This window comes from Paraburkholderia sp. RCC_158, assembly GCF_041355255.1.
Lineage (GTDB): Bacteria > Pseudomonadota > Gammaproteobacteria > Burkholderiales > Burkholderiaceae > Paraburkholderia > Paraburkholderia graminis.
The window spans coordinates 87,597-104,356 of sequence record NZ_JBFUPM010000014.1 but is presented as its reverse complement, the minus strand read 5'-3'; the positions used below and the strand labels follow the sequence as shown (position 1 = coordinate 104,356).

The window sequence follows — 16,760 nt, the reverse complement described above, 5'->3', positions numbered from 1 at the left end:
CAGATGAAAGCGCCGCCGCGAGTTGCTCTGCGTGATGCCGCGGCCGGCGCGAAGAGACCGATACAACGCTCCGCTAGACGAGCCCCACCACCAGCGGCCCGAGCAACGTCAACGCGACGTTTGCAATCGCATACGTGATGGCGAACGGCACGGTCGGCACCGCGCTTTCCGCCTTGTCGAGCACGCCGCCGAACGCCGGGTTGGCGCTGCGCGAGCCCGTCAGCGCGCCCGCCAGGATGGCCGCGTTGTTGTAGCGAAGCACGTAGCGGCCGAACAGCATCGTGAGCAGAAGCGGGAAGAGCGTGACGAATACGCCGAGCAGGAAGATCGTCATGCCGCTCTGCTTGACGGTCACCACCGCCTGCAAGCCGGAATTCAGGCCGACCACGGCGACGAAAGCGGCGAGTCCGAAGTCCTTCAGCAACTGCGAAGCGGCCGTGGGCATCACGCCGTACATCGGATGCTTGCCGCGCATCCAGCCGAACAGCAGGCCGGCAAGCAGGCAGCCGCCGCCGGAACTGAGCGTGAGCGGAATGCCGCCGACATTGACGACGATCAGCCCGATCAGCAAGCCGAGCACGAGACCCACGCCCATGTAGATGAAGTCGGTCTTGATGGTGTACGGCAGTTCGTAACCCGCGGCGTCGACGGCGCGCTTCGTGTCTTTCGGCGATCCGTAGAACGTGATGACGTCGCCGTGTTCGAGCTTTGTCTCGGGCAAAAGCGGCAGCGGCTGACCGGCGCGCGAAATGCTCTGGATATACACGCCGTGGCGCATGTCGCGGTCCACGATCTCGCGTGCCGCGGCGATTGTGGTGTGGTTCATGCCTTTGCGCGTGAACACGCCTTCGCGCGTTTGCATGACGACGCCCACGTCGCCGATGTCGGCGACCTCGCTGCCGTTCGAGCCGAATTCGACGACGGCTTCGCGACGGCCCACGACCAGCACGACGTCGTCGGGTTCGAGGATCAGATCGGGCGTCGGGTCGAGCGTATGACCGCCGCGCTTGACGCGCTCGATGGTCAGCAGATCGCGATGCAGCGTCTCGACTTCTTTCACGGATTTGCCCGCGCTGACGTCGATCCGGTACGCGCGCCCCACCAGTTCCGGCAACGCGCGCAGTTGCCCCGGTCCTTGCGCCGGCGCGCCCGCTGCAAGCTCGCGTTCGGCTTCGATGGACGCATCGCGCAGGCTCTGCCCCATGAACTTCGGCAAGATGTTCACGCACACGATGATCGCGCCGAGCGAGCCGAACACGTAGGTCACCGCGTAGGCAATCGCCACGTCCGATTGCAGCGCCTTGACCTGGTCCGCGGGCAAGCCGAGGCGCGCGATCGCGTCGCCCGCCGTGCCGATAATCGCCGACTGCGTCAGCGCGCCGCCGGCGAGGCCGGCCGCGAGTCCCTTGTTCAAATGGAACAGCTTCGCGCACACCACGACGGTGATGAGCGCCGTGACCGCGAGAAAGACCGCCATCGCGATTTCGCGCAGCGTCTTGCGGTTCAGCGAATTGAAGAAGCCGGGACCAGAGTCATAGCCGACCGCGTAGATAAACACCGCGAACATCACCGACTTGACGCCGTTGTCGATCGTCACGCCGGCCTGGCTGATGACCACGGCGGCAAGCAGCGAGCCGCCCACGCCGCCCAACTGGAATTTGCCGAAGTTGATCTGGCCGATGAAGTAACCCGCCGCCAGCGACAGAAACAACGCTATCTCAGGTGATTTCTGGAAGATTTGGTGTAGCCAGTCCATCGTGCCCTCGCTTTTTAGTTTGCCATGCTAATTACCAGCCACTGCCGCGAGCGCACGAGCGACGCCTGACGGCACTGCTGACTGCCTAACCCAACTTGCCGGCAACGCCGACCACGACCGGACCCATCAACGGCAAAAGGATGTTGGAGAGCGCATAGGTGATCGTGTAGCCGATCACCGGCGTCGAATTGCCCGCCACGCCGACCAGCGCGCTGATCGCGGGCGTGCTGCACTGCTGACCGGCGATCGCGCCGAGCAGCATCGGCGTGTCGAGCTTGAGGAACACGCGGCCGATCCATAAGGACAACAGCCCCGGCACGAGCACGAGCAGAATGCCCGCCGCCGGCAACGCGAGGCCGTACTCGCGCACGAGCCTGATCGCATCCGGTCCCGCCGACAAACCGACCGCGGCGATAAACGTGGCGAGCCCGAAGTCCTTGAGAATCTGCGCCGCCGCCGAAGGCAACGAGCCGACGAGCGGATAGCGCGAGCGAATCCAGCCGAACAGCAGGCCCGACAGCAGACATCCGCCGCCCGTGCCCAATGCGAGCGACACGCCGCCGATGCGCCCGCCGAGATGACCGATCGCCATGCCCGCGAGCACGCCGAGGCCGAGATAGACGAAGTCAGTCTTCTGCGTGGCGACGAGCACATAGCCGAGACGCCGGGCGCCGCGCTCCACGTCGGTCTTCGCGCCGACGAGCGTCAGCACGTCGCCGCGATTGAGTTCCGTGCCGGGCAACGCGGGGATCGTCGAGTCGAGCCGTGTGACGGCCGCGATATAGACGCCGCGTCCCTGCTCCGGGGCCGCGCGTTCGCGCAGTTGAGCGACCGTGAGACCGTGCGCGTCGCGCCGCGTCAGCACGACGTCGCGCGTTTCCGCGAGGACCTGGCCGAAGTCCGCGCCGTCCACTTCATCGCCGAGAACCGGCCCCGCCGCGACGATAGCTTCGCGCCGGCCGCCTACCAGCACGAGGTCGCCGGACGCGAGCGCGAGTTGCGGCTCGACGGGCAGGTCCGAGCCGTTGCGCCGCACCTGCTCGATGGTGAGATTGAAGCCGTGCTGCTGTTCGATGGCGAAAACCGTCGCTCCATGAGCGCCGTCGATGCGGAACGCGCGGCCCACCAGCGCAGGCGCGGCGGCGCGCTGTCCGTCGCCTAGGGCGCCATCGCCGCCGAGCGTGCGCCACATTTTTTCCGCCTCGGCGCGCAAATCGATGCGCAACAGCAAGGGCGCGAACTGACTGGTAAAGAGCACGATGGTGATAAGCCCGAACAGGTAACTCACGCTGTATGCAGTGACGACGTTGGCCTGCAGGCGCACCGTCTCAGCTTCTACGAGGCCGAGCTTCGCGATCGCCTCCGACGCTGTGCCGATCACCGCGGACTCCGTTGCTGCGCCGGCCAGCAGGCCGGCTGCGGTGCCGGCGTCGAGCCGCATCACGGCCACCGCGATGACGATCAGCGCGAGCACCGACACGATCTCGATCACCGACAGCAGGCCATAGCGCCAGCCCCGGCCGATATTGGCGAAAAACTGCGGCCCGCCCGTGAAGCCCAGCGCAAAGATGAAGAGCGCGAATGCAATGTTCTTCAAATCGGGGGCGAGCCGCGCGCCGGTCTGACCCAATAGCAGCGCGACGATCAACGTGCCGCAAACGCCGCCCAATTGAATAGGGCCGATACGAAAGGAGCCGATCAAATAGCCGATTGCGAGGCTCGTGAACAGCGCGATCTCCGGTTGAGCCCTCAGCAATTCAGCGATCATGTTGGCCGGCCAATTTATAAGTTCGATTAGCGATCTGCTCAATAACGCCGACTGCAAATTGCGTGACTGCTTTCGTGAAGACTGTTCTGATCTGGTCAATGGTTCAACTGGACGGTTCAATTAAACGCCATATGACGGAACAGGCAGGCAGCGCAATACGAACGCCGCACTGACTACTGCGTCATTGAAAAAGACAGCATTTGCAATCGGACCACGCCGATGGCTTTGCAGGGACAAATTGCCACACGTACCGTGCGCGCGGCGCGGTTTACCGTTTCCGCCCAAGACAGCCTCTGGCGCTCACGGGCTTTTTTAAATTATGTAACTTGAGAAGACCTGTCAATGTTATTTTTTCGCGGTTGTTCTTGACTTCGCGAATAGCGGACCTATGGAAAGGCATCGTCTAGCCGCTTTATTGCATTGCACCTTTTGATGAATTCCTTATACTCGTTTTCATTGAGCGCTAAAGCGCCGTCTTCATAAAACTGCGAATTGCGCAGCGCCGGTATGCGATTAAATGGAGTGAGCAATGCGCATGATCCTGTTCAGCAGCCGTCAATACGACGTCGAGACTTTCACCGAAGCCAATGCCGCGCATCGCTATGAACTGCATTTCCAGGAATCGCATCTGAACAGCGAAACCGCGGTGCTCGCGCGTGGCTATGAGGTCGTGTGTCCGTTCGTCAACGATCGTGTCGATGCCGCGACGCTCGAACATCTGCATGCCGGCGGCACGCGCATGATCGCCTTGCGCTCCGCAGGCTTCAATCACGTCGATCTCGCAACGGCCGAGCGCCTCGGCATTGCCGTCGCCCGCGTGCCCGCTTATTCGCCGCACGCGGTCGCCGAGCATGCGGTGGGCCTCGTGCTTGCATTGAACCGGCGCCTGCCGCGTGCGGTCGCGCGCACGCGCGAGGGCGACTTCTCGCTGCATGGACTATTGGGCTTCGATCTGCACGGCAAGACAGTCGGCGTGATCGGCACCGGCATGATCGGCCGCGTGTTCGGACGCATCATGTCGGGCTTCGGCATGCGCGTGCTGGCGTACGATCCCGGCACGCCCGCCGACGATCTGCTCGCGCTCGGCGCGCGCTACGTGACGCTCGACACGCTTCTCGCGGAATCGGACATTGTCAGCCTGCATTGTCCGTTGCTTCCGGCAACGTACCATCTGATCGACGCGGCCGCGCTCGCCAGAATGAAGCGCGGCGCGATGCTGATCAACACGGGGCGCGGCGGGCTCGTCGAAAGCAATGCGCTGGTCGGCGCGCTGAAGGACGGTCAGCTCGGCCATCTGGGGCTCGACGTGTACGAGGAAGAAGGCGGTCTGTTCTTCGAGGACCATTCGAATCTGCCGCTGCAAGACGACGTGCTCGCGCGTCTTCTGATGTTCCCGAACGTGATCGTGACGGCCCACCAGGCGTTTTTTACACGCGAGGCGATGAACGAGATCGCGCAGACCACGCTTGCGAACGTCGCCGCGTGGCAAGCGGGCACGCCTCGCAACGCGGTGCATGCGAACGACCAGGCGTCGTCGGGCCTGCCTGGCTGAAGCCGGAAATCTACCCGCCGCCCGCGTTCAGCGGAACGGGGCGAATCGCCGTGCGGGCGTCGTCCGGTGCGCCGCATATCTCGCGCAGCAACGCCGCCTCGCGCTCGTGCACTTCCACCGGAAACCAGCGCGCCCCGGCATCGGCGAGATAGCGCGCGCGATGCTGCCCGTTGCGAAACGCCACCACGCCCTCGCGCTCGAAACCGAGCCACCCGAGCAGGCCCGAAGCGCGGCGCGTCGAGATCGTCACGTAGGGCATCTGCGGAATGCGCGGATTGTCCGGATCGAGGAACTCGCGAATGCCGCGCACCTTTCCCGCATGCCATTCGGCAACGGGCTTCAGAACATAATCGGTGTTGTCGCGATCGGCGCACGCGAGCAGCTTGCGCACGTCGACCACGACGACCTGATGCCGCGTGCCGTCGGCGACGAAGACGCGTTTCAGACGCACGTGGTCGTACCATGAATGCCGGTCGAGCGGGACGATCCAGACGGTCTCCGCGCAGGCCGGCGCACCCGCGGACGGTGAATTGGCTAGAGGCAAAGGCAGGCTCGATAAGCTGGCGGCAGCTCGCCAGCGCGTTAAGAGAGCGCTAACGCTACGAGTCGATTGTGAAAGAAGCATGTCAAGCCACGGTATTAACTGCTGTGCATGAGCGCTGCACTGGCGCCCGAACGGATCAACGAACGGGCGAACGCGGACCTTCAGGGAGACGACGATGATAAGCACGCAAAATTTCAACCAATATGTGCGTATCGAAGCTAACCGTGATAACGGCGTAGCAACCATCGTGCTTGAGCGTCCGGAGCGGCGTAATGCGGTCGACCGCCTCGTCGCCGATGCGTTGAGCGCCGCGTTCCAATGCTTCGAAGCCGAGCCGGCGTGGCGCGCAGCCGTGCTGTTCGGCGCGGGCGGCACCTTCTGCGCGGGCGCGGATCTGAGCGCGCTCGCCGACGACACGCGCCGCAACGAGATTCACGCGGACGGCAGCGGTCCCGGACCGATGGGACCGACGCGCATGCATTTCACGAAGCCGGTCATCGCGGCGATTACGGGCTACGCGGTCGCGGGCGGTCTGGAGCTGGCGGCCATGTGCGACCTGCGTGTCGTCGAGGAGGACGCGGTGCTCGGCGTGTTCTGCCGCCGCGTCGGCATTCCGCTGATCGACGGCGGGACGATTCGCTTGCCGCGGCTGATCGGCATGTCGCGCGCGCTCGATCTGATACTCACCGGCCGCGCGGTGAGCGCACAGGAAGCGCTCGCTTTCGGCCTCGCGAATCGCGTGGTCGCCAAAGGCGAGGCGCGCGCGGCGGCCGAGCACCTGGCCGCCGAACTCGCGGCCTTTCCGCAGGCGGCGCTGCTGGCCGACCGCCGCTCGGTGCTGGAAAATAGCATGCTGGACGATCTCGCCGACGCGCTGCGGCGCGAAGGCGCCGGCGGATATCAGGCGGTTTTCGACGAAGGCGTTGCGGGCGCCGAGCGTTTTACGAAGGGCGCGGGACGTCACGGCAAGACGTCGGATTAAAAACAACAGCCGCGCCGTGCACACGACTGAGCGCCCAGCACTATCGTTTTGACTTAGGTAAAATCCCTAACTGTTTTGCTTTCAGCACGGCGCACGCGCTTTCGCCCCGAAAACGCGCGCCGTCCGCGCGACGTCTCGCGCCGCGCCGATCCACAGTCCGCCGCCATGCCTTTGCCCCTGCTTGCTCTCGCCATTGCCGCCTTTGGCATCGGCACCACCGAATTCGTTATCATGGGGCTGTTGCCCAACGTCGCCCGCGATCTGTCGGTGTCGATTCCGGCTGCCGGCATGCTGGTCTCCGCTTATGCGCTCGGCGTGACGATCGGCGCGCCGATCGTGGCGATCGCCGTCGCCAACATGCCGCGCAAGAAAGCGCTGATGAGCCTGATCGGCGTATTCATCGTCGGCAATCTGCTGTGCGCGCTTGCGCCGGGCTACGCGGTGCTGATGGCCGCGCGGATCGTCACCGCGTTCTGCCACGGCGCGTTCTTCGGCATCGGCTCAGTGGTGGCCGCGGGGCTCGTCGCGCCGAACCGCCGCGCGCAGGCCATCGCGCTGATGTTCACCGGCCTCACGCTGGCGAATGTGCTCGGTGTGCCGCTCGGCACGGCGCTCGGCCAGGCCGCCGGCTGGCGCGCGACCTTCTGGGCGGTGACGGGCATCGGCATCGCCGCGGCCGCCGCGCTCGCGGTCTGCCTGCCGGCGAAGATCGAGATGCAGAAAGCGAGCCTCGTGCGCGAATTCGGCGTGCTGAAAAATCCGCAGGTGTTGATGGTGCTCGGCATCAGCGTACTGGCGTCGGCAAGCCTCTTTTCCACTTTCACGTACATCACGCCGATTCTCGAAGACGTGACCGGTTTCACGCCGCACGCGGTCACGCTCGTGCTGTTGCTGTTCGGCCTGGGGCTGACGGTTGGCAGCACGCTCGGCGGCAAGCTCGCGGACTGGCGGTTGATGCCGTCGCTGGTGGCGTTCCTGCTCGCCATCGTCGCGATTCTGACGATCTTCGCCGGCACCATGCATGCCGAAATTCCAGCGATGATCACCATCTTCGCGTGGGGCGTTCTGGCGTTTGCGATCGTGCCGCCGTTGCAGATGCTGATCGTCGACCGCGCGAGCGATGCGCCGAATCTCGCGTCGACGCTGAATCAGGGTGCCTTCAACCTCGGCAATGCGACGGGCGCCTGGCTCGGCGGCATGGCGATCGGTGCGGGCGCGCCGTTGACTACGCTGCCGTGGGTCGGCGTCGCCACTTCCGTCGGCGCGCTGCTGCTTACGCTGTGGTCGATGTCGATCGACCGGCGCGCACAAAGGATGGCGGTGGCGGGGTGAACGCACGGAGCGCTGAGTGAAGCCAGCCGGCCGGGCGGCCTTTCTGGGCCATAGCCGGCCGGCGCTTCAGGTTCACGCGTTCACCCCCGCGCCGCCACAATCTCCCCGACGCAAGCCCCAAAGCCCACGCGATATCCATCGCCCTGGCACCATCCGGCGAGCGTCAACTCATCGCCGTCTTCGATGAACGTGCGCGTGCCGCCGTCTTTCAGTTCGAGCGGCTTCTTGCCGTTCCACGTCAGTTCGAGCAGGCTGCCGTACGAGTCTTCGGTCGGGCCGCTGATCGTGCCCGAGCCCATCAGGTCGCCCACTCGCGTGTTGCAGCCCGATACCGTGTGATGCGCGAGTTGCTGCGCCATCGTCCAGTACATGTGCCTGAAGTTGGTTCGCGCGATGGTCGTCGCCTGTTTCGCTGCATGAGGCCGCAGCTTCACTTCGAGCGCGATGTCGAACGCATGGTCGCCGTCGTGCCGTAGATACGCAAGCGGCTCTGGCTCCTGCACCGGCTGCGCGACGCGGAACGGTTCGAGCGCATCGAGCGTGACGATCCACGGCGAGATCGTGGTCGCGAATGTTTTTGCATTGAACGGACCGAGCGGCACGTATTCCCATTGCTGAATGTCGCGCGCGCTCCAGTCGTTCAGCAGCACCATGCCGAAGATGTGCGCTTCCGCGTCCGCACATGCAATCGGCTCGCCCAACGCATTGCCGCCGCCGATCACAAAGCCCGTCTCGAGTTCGATGTCGAGCTTGCGGCACGCGCCGAACACCGGCCGGTCCTGATCAGGCAACTTCAACTGACCGTTCGGCCGACGCACCGGCGTGCCGCTCACCACCACCGACGACGCGCGTCCGTTGTAGCCGATGGGCATCTCCGACCAGTTCGGCAACAGCGCATTCTTCGGATCGCGAAACATCGAGCCGACGTTCGTCGCATGCTCTTTCGACGAATAAAAGTCCGTGTAGCCGGGAACCTGCACGGGCAAATGAAGCCGCGCGTCGGCTGCATGCACCAGCACTTTGGCGCGCAGTGCCGCGTCGTCGCGCAACGTCGCGGTGTCGCGCGAAAGCAGGTTGCTCAACTGGATGCGCACGCCGCGCCACGCGTCGCGGCCTAGCGCGATGAAGTCGTTCAGCGTATCGCGCGCAAAAACATCGGCGTTCGACGGCAGCTTCAATAGCCCCGCCGCCTGCAATGCGGCCAGATCGACGATCTCATCGCCGATCGCCACGCCCGCGCGGCGCGTGTCGCTGCTCGTGTCGCTGAAAATGCCGAACGGCAAATTCTGGATCGAGAAATCGTGACTCGGCTCGTTGGCCGACTCGACCCAGCTTTTGCGCGACGGATCGAGCGTCGCCTGAAGATCGCTCACTGCGCTCATCGTTGCTCCGGATTGAAGTGTTTCTTGAGACCTTGCCAGCACTCGTAGTAATGCGCCTGAAGCTGCGCGGTTTCGAGCGCAAAGCGCGTCGGCTTGATCAGCGTGCGCGTTTCGAACATGAAGGCCATCGTGTCGCCGACCTTGCTCGGCTTCGACGTGTCGCTATGCGACGCTTTCTCGAAGGTCTCCGCGTCGGGACCGTGGCCGGACATGCAGTTATGCAGGCTCGCGCCGCCCGGCACGAAGCCTTCGGCCTTCGCGTCGTAGACGCCATGCACGAGGCCCATGAATTCGCTCGCGACGTTGCGATGGAACCACGGCGGGCGGAACGTATCTTCCGCGGCGAGCCAGCGCGGCGGAAAGATCACGAAGTCGATCGTATCGACGCCCGGCGTGTCGCTCTGCGATTGCAGCACGAGAAATATCGACGGGTCCGGATGATCGAAGCTGATCGAGCCGATCGTGTTGAAGCGCCGCAAGTCGTACTTGTACGGCGCGTAGTTGCCGTGCCACGCGACCACGTCGAGCGGCGAATGGCCGATGTCCGCGCGCCACAAATTGCCGTTCATTTTCGCGACGAGTTCGAAGTCGCCTTCGCGGTCTTCGTAGGCGGCATGCGGCGTGAGAAAGTCGCGCGGATTGGCGAGACCGTTCGAGCCGATCGGGCCGAGGTCCGGCAAGCGCAGCAACGCCCCGAAGTTTTCGCAGATGTAGCCGCGCGCGCTGCCGCCGGGCAGGCTCACCGCGAAGCGCACGCCGCGTGGAATCACCGCTATCTCGAACGGTTCGACGTCCAGCCGGCCGAGTTCGGTCGCGATCTGCAGGCGCCCTTCTTGCGGCACGATCAGCAGTTCGCCGTCGGCGCTGTAGAAGAAGCGGTCTTGCATCGAGCGATTCGCCGCGTACAGGTGGATCGCGCAGCCGCTCATCGATTCGGCAGCGCCGTTGCCGGCCATCGTCACCCAGCCGTCGATGAAATCCGTGGGCACGGTCGGCATCGGCAACGCGTCCCAGCGCAACTGGTTGGGCGGCGTCGGCGGGACGTCGGCGAAATTGGCGACGAGCCGCTCCGAAGGCAGCGGCGCGAACGGCTTGTGCACCGCCGCCGGACGGATGCGGTACAGCCACGAGCGCCGGTTGTGGCCGCGCGGCGCGGTGAAGGCGGTGCCCGACAATTGTTCGGCATACAAACCATAGGCGACGCGCTGCGGTGAATTGCGCCCTGCGGGCAGCGCGCCCGGCAGCGCTTCGGTCGCGAATTCGTTGGCAAAGCCGGACTGATAACCGGGCTCGATTTCGAGCCGCGAACTGGCGCTATGCGGCTGACGTGTTGAGGTGTCCATGCAAGTTCTCCGTTGACTCTGTATTTCGTCTCACGCGGGTTTCGTCACGCGTGTTTCGTCACGCCGTTTGCGGCTGCGACGGGCGGTTGCGTTGCCGCGTCGCCGCGGCGAGCGCGATCACCAGCAGCGCGGAACACAGCACCGGCACGGCGGCCGCATGAAACAGCGATTCGTTCGACCAGTTCAATGCGATCAACTGGCCACCGACGAGCGGTCCAATCACCGAGCCGATCCGTCCGATACCGAGGCTCCAGCCGATGCCCGTCGAGCGCAACGTGGTCGGATAAAAGTGGCCGGCCAGCGCGTTCACCGCCGGCTGTCCGCCCACCACGCAGAAGCCGCCCGCGAACACGACGAGCAACAGCCACGGCAACGCATGCGCGACCGTCCCGATGGTGCCAACGGCGAGCGCCGCGCCCGCAAAGCACACGAACAGCACGCGCACAAAGCCAAAACGCTCGATGAACCAGCCGAGCAGCAACGTGCCCACGACGCCGCCCGTCTGCAACACCGTGCCGACGATCACCGCCGTGCTCGGCGAATAACCGGCGTCGCGCATGACCGTAGGCAGCCAGTTCGACAGGAAGTACAGATCGATCAGATTCATGAAGCTGATCGCCCACAGGATCAGCGTCACCGGCGCCCGGCCCGCGCGGAACAGTTCCGCGACCGGCGCACCGTCATTGCCCTTTTCACGCACGACGACGCGCGTATTGGCGTCGATCGGCAGGCTCGGATCGAATCGGGCGAGCCAGCGCAACGCGCGCTCGCTGCGGCCCTTCAGCACCAGAAATTGCAACGACTCCGGCAGCAAGGCAAGCATGGCTACGGCGAGCAGCAGCGGCACCACGCCGCCGACCCAGAACACCGCGCGCCAGCCGTAGGCCGGAATCAACGCGGCGCTGATGAATCCGCCGAGCGCGGCGCCCAACGTGAAACCGCACGACACCAGCATCATGCGCTTCACGCGATGCGCCGGCGTCGAGAATTCGCCGACGAGCGCCATCGCGTTCGGCATGATGCAGCCGAGGCCAAGGCCCGTAATGAAGCGCAGCGCGATCAACGCGGGGATCGTCGAGACAAAGGGCGTGGCGAGCATCGACAGCGCGAAGAAAAAGGTCGCACCGATCAGCACCGGACGACGCCCGATGCGGTCGGCCAGCACCGACAACCCCAATGCGCCGAGCAGCATGCCGAACAGGCTCGCGCTGAAAACCGGACCGAGCGCCGCCTTCGACACATGCCATTCGCCGATCACGCTCGGCGCGACATAGCCCATGGCCTGCGCGTCGAAGCCGTCGATGACGAGGCACAGTCCGCACAACGCGAGCAACATCAATTGAAATGCCGGGTGATGCGTTTCGCCGAGCACCTGCTCGACTTCGATCACGTTGACGGCTGCTGTGGCCGGCTTGGCGCTCATGGGGGTTGTCTCCGGATAGGGTCTTCGAATGCTTGCGCAAGAATTTACGCATAGTAAAACGAATTACGTTAAGTGAAATTAACGTATACCCTGGAGCTTGCGCCACGCACGCGCCGCGGCCCGCGCAGACAGGCATCCGCGGGATATGGTTATCAGCATTTTGTTCATGTGACGGCGGTGCGGACTGCTACCATCGGAAGATGCGGTGTACGCGCGTTGTCCCGGCGCCGACACGCCACCAAGTGATCCATTCGCCTAAATGATTCCGCCGACTATCCCCACTCTCGTTGCGCGCGCCAGTGACCATCCCTTTCTCGGCAAACATCTGGCGATGGGCTCCGGCAGCCACGGAGACTTCGCGCTCGCGCGCTTTAACGACCTCGAACTGACGAGCGGCTACGAGCCGATCTTCGACATCAGCGTGCATGCGTTGGCGCAGTCGCTGTCGTCGGATGTGGAAAACGTGGATCGTTTCGGCGATGAGCTCGGCTTCCAGGCGGTCACGCAGCGGCTCGACGCCGCGCCGTTCGATATGTTCGACGCGTTCGACCGCATCGGCGACGACCAGCAACTGGTCTCGCTGGATCGCATGTCGCGCGCGCTGCATGCGATCAATTTCTTCGGCGCACAGCGGCACGGCCTGCTATTTCTGCGCGTGCACGAGCGGCTGTTGAAGAGCGTGAAGTACGATCACGGGCGGCATTTTTCGAGCGTGCTGACGTCGTTCGGGCTGAATCCGGCGAGGATCGTGATCGAGCTGCCCGCGGCGGCCGTCGCGCATAAGACTTTTCTCGGCTATTTGACCAAGAGCTATCAGCACTACGGCTTCAAGGTCGCGGGCAATCTGTCGAACGCGGGGCAGATTCTGTCGGTCTCCGATACGGCGCGGCTCGATTTCCTCAAGATGGATGCGGCAGTCGCGTTGCGCGACGCGACGGTCAAGCCGTTAGTCGGCTACGCGGGCCGGCTGCGGATTCCGCTGATTTTTAATCGCGTGATGGACGAAGCGCAGTTCGAAGCGTTGCAGCAATACGATGTGCGCTTTGTGCAGGGGCCGCTGTTTAATGCGCATTATCATGATCGGGCGGCTTGAGCGTGGCCTGATCCCGGCTTGATTTGCGCCACGGACTGCTAGCCCACGTCTCCCAGACGCCGCGCAAGCGCCTTCAATCTCGGCGCTACTTTCTCGCGAAACACATCTTCTCCCATCGACGAAGCCGGCCCGCTGCAACTCAGCACGAGCCAGCGTCCTTCGCGCGGCTCGCGAAACGGCACCGCAACGGCGTTCACGTCGTCGTGCCACGCGCGAAACGAATAACAGCAGCGCTCCTCGGCGAACGCCGCGATCTCCTTCACGGCCTCGGCCACCAGCGCCGCGCCGCCCTTGCCCGCCGCTTTCTTCAGCTCGGCGAGCAGCGCGTGGCGCACGTCGGCAGGCTGCACGGCGAGATACGCGCGGCCCATTGAGCTCGTCAGCATCGACAGTTTCGAGCCGGGCGCGAGGCCGAGCGTGAGCGCCGTTTCGCTGCGAATCGTGTCGAGATAGATCATGTCGAGTCCGTCGCGGCAGCCGAGCGACACCGCCGCGCCGACTTCGCGCGCGAACGCGCGCATATGCGGGCGCGCGAGTTCCAATGTGTCCGTGCCGGACAGCAACGCGAAACCGAGCGACAACACGCCGGCATCGAGCGCATATTTGCCTAGCGCCTCGTCGAGCCGCAGATAACCGAGCACGGTCAGCGTGTACGCGAGACGGTTGACGGTCGCCTTCGGCAAACCCGTGCGTTCGACGAAATCGCGGTTGCCGAGCATCGTCTCGCCCGGCTTGAAAGCGCGCAGCAGTTCGAGCCCGCGCGCAAGGGCGACGACGAATTTGCGCTCGTCGAGCGGCTCGGTGAAAGTGGCTGCGGGCGTCATCGGGTGATACACTCGGGTGTCGTTTGCAAAACATTGTTTCGCATAGCGGAACTCAAGTCAAGCTTGGATTACGCAAGAATCAGGAGATATGTCATGGCCGAGGCCGCGCAGTTTCACTGGGAAGACCCGTTGCTGCTGGATCAGCAGCTCACCGAAGACGAACGCATGGTGCGCGACGCCGCCGCCGCGTACGCACAGGACAAGCTCCAGCCGCGCGTGCTCGAAGCGTTCCGTCACGAGAAGACGGACATCGAGATCTTCCGCGAAATGGGCGAGCTCGGCCTGCTCGGCCCGACCATCCCTGAGCAATACGGCGGGCCGGGGCTCAACTATGTGGCGTATGGGCTGATCGCGCGTGAGGTGGAGCGCGTGGATTCCGGCTACCGGTCGATGATGTCGGTGCAGTCGTCGCTCGTGATGGTGCCGATCTACGAATTCGGCTCGGAGGCGCAGAAGCAGAAGTATCTGCCGAAGCTCGCCACCGGCGAATGGATCGGCTGCTTCGGGCTCACCGAGCCGAATCACGGCTCCGATCCGGGCAGCATGGTGACGCGCGCGAAGAAGGTCGACGGCGGCTACTCGCTGTCGGGCTCGAAAATGTGGATCACGAATTCGCCGATCGCGGATGTGTTCGTCGTATGGGCGAAGCTCGAGGAAAACGGCAAGGACGCGATTCGCGGCTTCATTCTCGAGAAGAGCTGGAAGGGACTGTCGGCGCCGACCATCCATAGCAAAGTGGGTTTGCGCGCGTCGATCACCGGCGAAATCGTGCTCGACGAAGTGTTCGTGCCGGAAGAGAACCGCTTTCCCGAAGTGAGCGGGCTGCGCGGTCCGTTCACCTGCCTGAACTCGGCGCGCTATGGCATCGCGTGGGGCGCGCTCGGTGCAGCCGAATCGTGCTGGCATACCGCGCGTCAGTATGTGCTCGATCGCAAGCAGTTCGGCCGGCCGCTCGCGGCCAACCAGTTGATTCAGAAGAAGCTCGCCGACATGCAGACCGAAATCACGCTGGGCCTGCAAGGCGTGCTACGCCTTGGCCGCATGAAGGACGAAGGCACTGCGGCCGTCGAGATCACGTCGATCATGAAGCGCAATTCGTGCGGCAAGGCGCTCGACATCGCACGGCTGGCGCGCGACATGTTGGGCGGCAACGGCATTTCGGACGAATTCGGAATTGCGCGGCATCTGGTGAATCTGGAAGTCGTGAACACTTATGAAGGCACGCACGACATTCACGCGCTGATTCTCGGCCGCGCGCAAACGGGCATTCAGGCGTTTTTCTGAGGCTTGTCTGAGCATGTACGGAGCGCCGCTTGCGTCGATAACGGTGCGCTGAGGCGAGCAATAAAAGAAGGCCGGTTCGCAATGAACCGGCCTTCTTGTATTTGACGACGCGCCGGAGTTTCCCGACGCGCCGAATGCTCACTGACTTACTTGTTCGGCTGCGGCGTCATGCGCAGATACGGACGCAGTGCCTTGTAGCCCTTCGGGAACTTCTGCTTGATCACTTCTTCGTCCTTCAGCGACGGCACGATCACCACGTCGTCGCCCTGCTTCCAGTTGCCGGGCGTCGCGACCGAGTGGCTGTCCGTAAGCTGCAGCGAATCGATCACGCGCAGAACTTCGTCGAAATTGCGCCCCGTGCTCGCCGGGTACGTGATGATAAGACGCACTTTCTTCTTCGGATCGATCACGAACAGCGAGCGCACGGTGAGCGTTTCGTTCGCGTTCGGGTGAATCATGTCGTACAACTCGGACACCTTGCGGTCGCCGTCGGCCAGAATCGGGAAGCCGACGCTCGCGGCCTGCGTTTCATTGATGTCCTTGATCCACTCCTTATGCGACTCCGCGCTGTCGACCGACAATGCAATGGTCTTGACGTTGCGTTTTGCGAATTCGTCGGCGAGCTTGGCCGTCAGACCGAGTTCGGTGGTGCAGACCGGCGTGAAGTCGGCCGGATGCGAGAACAGGACGCCCCAGCTATCGCCGAGCCATTCATGAAACTTGATGCGGCCGATACTCGACTCCTGCTCGAAATCCGGTGCGATATCGCCAAGACGTAGACTCATTTGCATCTCCTTAAGGTTCTGAAAAACTGGCGTGGGCGTGTGCCCGTGTGGTTCCGCAAAGATAAAGCATACGGCAGCAGCCGTACATCGCGAACCAACATCGGCTCAGTACTTTATGCGGTTTTGTAATTTTCGCCGATTTAGTGGAAACTTTGCGGGACAGATCAACTCCATCATGCACTAACATCAACTGCGGAAGTGGCGCAGTGGATGTTCGGGGAGTTTCGCCTCGCCGGGAACGGTTCGTGCATTCGCTCGGTGCAACCGGGCAGTGCGCTCGCCAGTCGCCGTTTCTTTGGTTACGATTCACGCGTGGCGTGAGACGAAGGGGGAGCTGTCAATGTCGGAAGTCAACAAGGAGAGATTGATGTCGGATATCAAAACCGTCCTCGCGGACGCGGAAGACCTGCTGAAACAGGCCGCAAGCGCAACGGGCGAGCGCGCTTCGGAATTGCGCGAAACGGCGCTGTCCCGCCTGAAGCAAGCCAGGGAAAAAGCGGCCGACGTGCAGGTCGTCGTAGTCGAGAAAGGCAAGAAGGCTGCTCGCGCAACCGACGACTACGTTCACGAGCACCCGTGGGCATCCATCGGCATCGCTGCGGGCGCCGGCGTGCTGCTGGGTCTCCTGATCAACCGCAAGTAACACTGCACCGCAGGTGCCGGACACGCGATGTCCGGCATGCCAGCCAATC

Annotated in this window: 14 protein-coding genes; 6 read left to right on the top strand and 8 right to left on the bottom strand. The window is 63.8% G+C overall.

From position 1 onward, the window contains the following. Positions 1-73: 73 nt before the first annotated feature. On the bottom strand, positions 74-1,756 hold the full coding sequence (gene aspT / locus AB6809_RS24560) for an aspartate-alanine antiporter (protein ID WP_307251834.1): 1,683 nt from the start codon (positions 1,754-1,756) through the stop codon (positions 74-76). An 85-nt stretch (positions 1,757-1,841) separates the two neighbouring features. Beyond that, positions 1,842-3,524: an aspartate-alanine antiporter gene (aspT, locus tag AB6809_RS24555; protein WP_307251832.1), complete on the bottom strand. Its 1,683-nt coding sequence runs from the start codon at positions 3,522-3,524 to the stop codon at positions 1,842-1,844. Positions 3,525-4,053: 529 nt separating this feature from the next. Here aspT (AB6809_RS24555) and AB6809_RS24550 point away from each other — a divergent pair. Continuing rightward, positions 4,054-5,076 carry a 2-hydroxyacid dehydrogenase gene (locus AB6809_RS24550; protein ID WP_307251829.1) on the top strand — a complete coding sequence of 341 codons (1,023 nt, stop codon included), beginning with the start codon at positions 4,054-4,056 and terminating at the stop codon, positions 5,074-5,076. Between the two features lie 10 nt (positions 5,077-5,086). Here AB6809_RS24550 and AB6809_RS24545 read toward each other — a convergent pair whose 3' ends face one another. After that, positions 5,087-5,701: a hypothetical protein gene (locus AB6809_RS24545; protein WP_029970394.1), complete on the bottom strand. Its 615-nt coding sequence runs from the start codon at positions 5,699-5,701 to the stop codon at positions 5,087-5,089. A 94-nt stretch (positions 5,702-5,795) separates the two neighbouring features. Here AB6809_RS24545 and AB6809_RS24540 point away from each other — a divergent pair, with 94 nt between their 5' ends. Further along, positions 5,796-6,602: a crotonase/enoyl-CoA hydratase family protein gene (locus tag AB6809_RS24540; RefSeq protein ID WP_307251827.1), complete on the top strand. Its 807-nt coding sequence runs from the start codon at positions 5,796-5,798 to the stop codon at positions 6,600-6,602. A gap of 165 nt (positions 6,603-6,767) precedes the next feature. Beyond that, a complete protein-coding gene (locus tag AB6809_RS24535) occupies positions 6,768-7,934 on the top strand; it encodes an MFS transporter (protein ID WP_307251825.1) in 1,167 nt (388 codons plus the stop codon). An 80-nt stretch (positions 7,935-8,014) separates the two neighbouring features. Here the strand turns inward: AB6809_RS24535 and fahA are convergent, their stop codons facing one another. Genes fahA through AB6809_RS24520 form a run of 3 tightly spaced genes read right to left on the bottom strand, consistent with a single transcriptional unit; the run spans position 8,015 to position 12,082 of the window. Continuing rightward, on the bottom strand, positions 8,015-9,316 hold the full coding sequence (fahA, locus tag AB6809_RS24530; RefSeq protein WP_371027358.1) for a fumarylacetoacetase: 1,302 nt from the start codon (positions 9,314-9,316) through the stop codon (positions 8,015-8,017). Then, positions 9,313-10,659: a homogentisate 1,2-dioxygenase gene (gene hmgA, locus AB6809_RS24525; RefSeq protein WP_307251821.1), complete on the bottom strand. Its 1,347-nt coding sequence runs from the start codon at positions 10,657-10,659 to the stop codon at positions 9,313-9,315. The genes fahA and hmgA overlap by 4 nt, the downstream gene beginning before the upstream one ends. A gap of 58 nt (positions 10,660-10,717) precedes the next feature. After that, positions 10,718-12,082, bottom strand: coding sequence for an MFS transporter (locus AB6809_RS24520; RefSeq protein ID WP_307251819.1), 1,365 nt, complete (start codon positions 12,080-12,082; stop codon positions 10,718-10,720). A 259-nt stretch (positions 12,083-12,341) separates the two neighbouring features. Here AB6809_RS24520 and AB6809_RS24515 point away from each other — a divergent pair, with 259 nt between their 5' ends. Beyond that, positions 12,342-13,175 carry an EAL domain-containing protein gene (locus AB6809_RS24515; RefSeq protein ID WP_006047843.1) on the top strand — a complete coding sequence of 278 codons (834 nt, stop codon included), beginning with the start codon at positions 12,342-12,344 and terminating at the stop codon, positions 13,173-13,175. Positions 13,176-13,213: 38 nt separating this feature from the next. Here the strand turns inward: AB6809_RS24515 and AB6809_RS24510 are convergent, their stop codons facing one another. Continuing rightward, positions 13,214-13,999, bottom strand: coding sequence for an IclR family transcriptional regulator (locus tag AB6809_RS24510; RefSeq protein WP_107707304.1), 786 nt, complete (start codon positions 13,997-13,999; stop codon positions 13,214-13,216). A gap of 93 nt (positions 14,000-14,092) precedes the next feature. Here AB6809_RS24510 and AB6809_RS24505 point away from each other — a divergent pair, with 93 nt between their 5' ends. Then, on the top strand, positions 14,093-15,283 hold the full coding sequence (locus tag AB6809_RS24505; RefSeq protein ID WP_053857547.1) for an acyl-CoA dehydrogenase: 1,191 nt from the start codon (positions 14,093-14,095) through the stop codon (positions 15,281-15,283). Positions 15,284-15,429: 146 nt separating this feature from the next. Here AB6809_RS24505 and AB6809_RS24500 read toward each other — a convergent pair whose 3' ends face one another. Next, the gene (locus tag AB6809_RS24500) at positions 15,430-16,068 is read right to left on the bottom strand and encodes a peroxiredoxin (protein ID WP_006047847.1); all 639 of its coding nucleotides are present in this window, start codon (positions 16,066-16,068) and stop codon (positions 15,430-15,432) included. 340 nt (positions 16,069-16,408) lie between these two features. Here AB6809_RS24500 and AB6809_RS24495 point away from each other — a divergent pair, with 340 nt between their 5' ends. Then, a complete protein-coding gene (locus AB6809_RS24495) occupies positions 16,409-16,711 on the top strand; it encodes a YqjD family protein (RefSeq protein WP_006047848.1) in 303 nt (100 codons plus the stop codon). Positions 16,712-16,760 lie beyond the last annotated feature (49 nt).

What these genes read in the sequence shown, in the direction of transcription:
- AB6809_RS24540 (WP_307251827.1), top strand. Translation starts at nt 5,796, where the DNA reads ATGATAAGCACGCAAAATTTCAACCAATATGTGCGTATCGAAGCTAAC.
- AB6809_RS24520 (WP_307251819.1), bottom strand. Translation starts at nt 12,082, where the DNA reads ATGAGCGCCAAGCCGGCCACAGCAGCCGTCAACGTGATCGAAGTCGAG.
- aspT (WP_307251832.1), bottom strand. Translation starts at nt 3,524, where the DNA reads ATGATCGCTGAATTGCTGAGGGCTCAACCGGAGATCGCGCTGTTCACG.
- AB6809_RS24550 (WP_307251829.1), top strand. Translation starts at nt 4,054, where the DNA reads ATGCGCATGATCCTGTTCAGCAGCCGTCAATACGACGTCGAGACTTTC.
- AB6809_RS24505 (WP_053857547.1), top strand. Translation starts at nt 14,093, where the DNA reads ATGGCCGAGGCCGCGCAGTTTCACTGGGAAGACCCGTTGCTGCTGGAT.
- AB6809_RS24510 (WP_107707304.1), bottom strand. Translation starts at nt 13,999, where the DNA reads ATGACGCCCGCAGCCACTTTCACCGAGCCGCTCGACGAGCGCAAATTC.
- AB6809_RS24535 (WP_307251825.1), top strand. Translation starts at nt 6,768, where the DNA reads ATGCCTTTGCCCCTGCTTGCTCTCGCCATTGCCGCCTTTGGCATCGGC.
- hmgA (WP_307251821.1), bottom strand. Translation starts at nt 10,659, where the DNA reads ATGGACACCTCAACACGTCAGCCGCATAGCGCCAGTTCGCGGCTCGAA.
- aspT (WP_307251834.1), bottom strand. Translation starts at nt 1,756, where the DNA reads ATGGACTGGCTACACCAAATCTTCCAGAAATCACCTGAGATAGCGTTG.
- fahA (WP_371027358.1), bottom strand. Translation starts at nt 9,316, where the DNA reads ATGAGCGCAGTGAGCGATCTTCAGGCGACGCTCGATCCGTCGCGCAAA.
- AB6809_RS24500 (WP_006047847.1), bottom strand. Translation starts at nt 16,068, where the DNA reads ATGAGTCTACGTCTTGGCGATATCGCACCGGATTTCGAGCAGGAGTCG.
- AB6809_RS24545 (WP_029970394.1), bottom strand. Translation starts at nt 5,701, where the DNA reads ATGCTTCTTTCACAATCGACTCGTAGCGTTAGCGCTCTCTTAACGCGC.
- AB6809_RS24495 (WP_006047848.1), top strand. Translation starts at nt 16,409, where the DNA reads ATGTCGGAAGTCAACAAGGAGAGATTGATGTCGGATATCAAAACCGTC.
- AB6809_RS24515 (WP_006047843.1), top strand. Translation starts at nt 12,342, where the DNA reads ATGATTCCGCCGACTATCCCCACTCTCGTTGCGCGCGCCAGTGACCAT.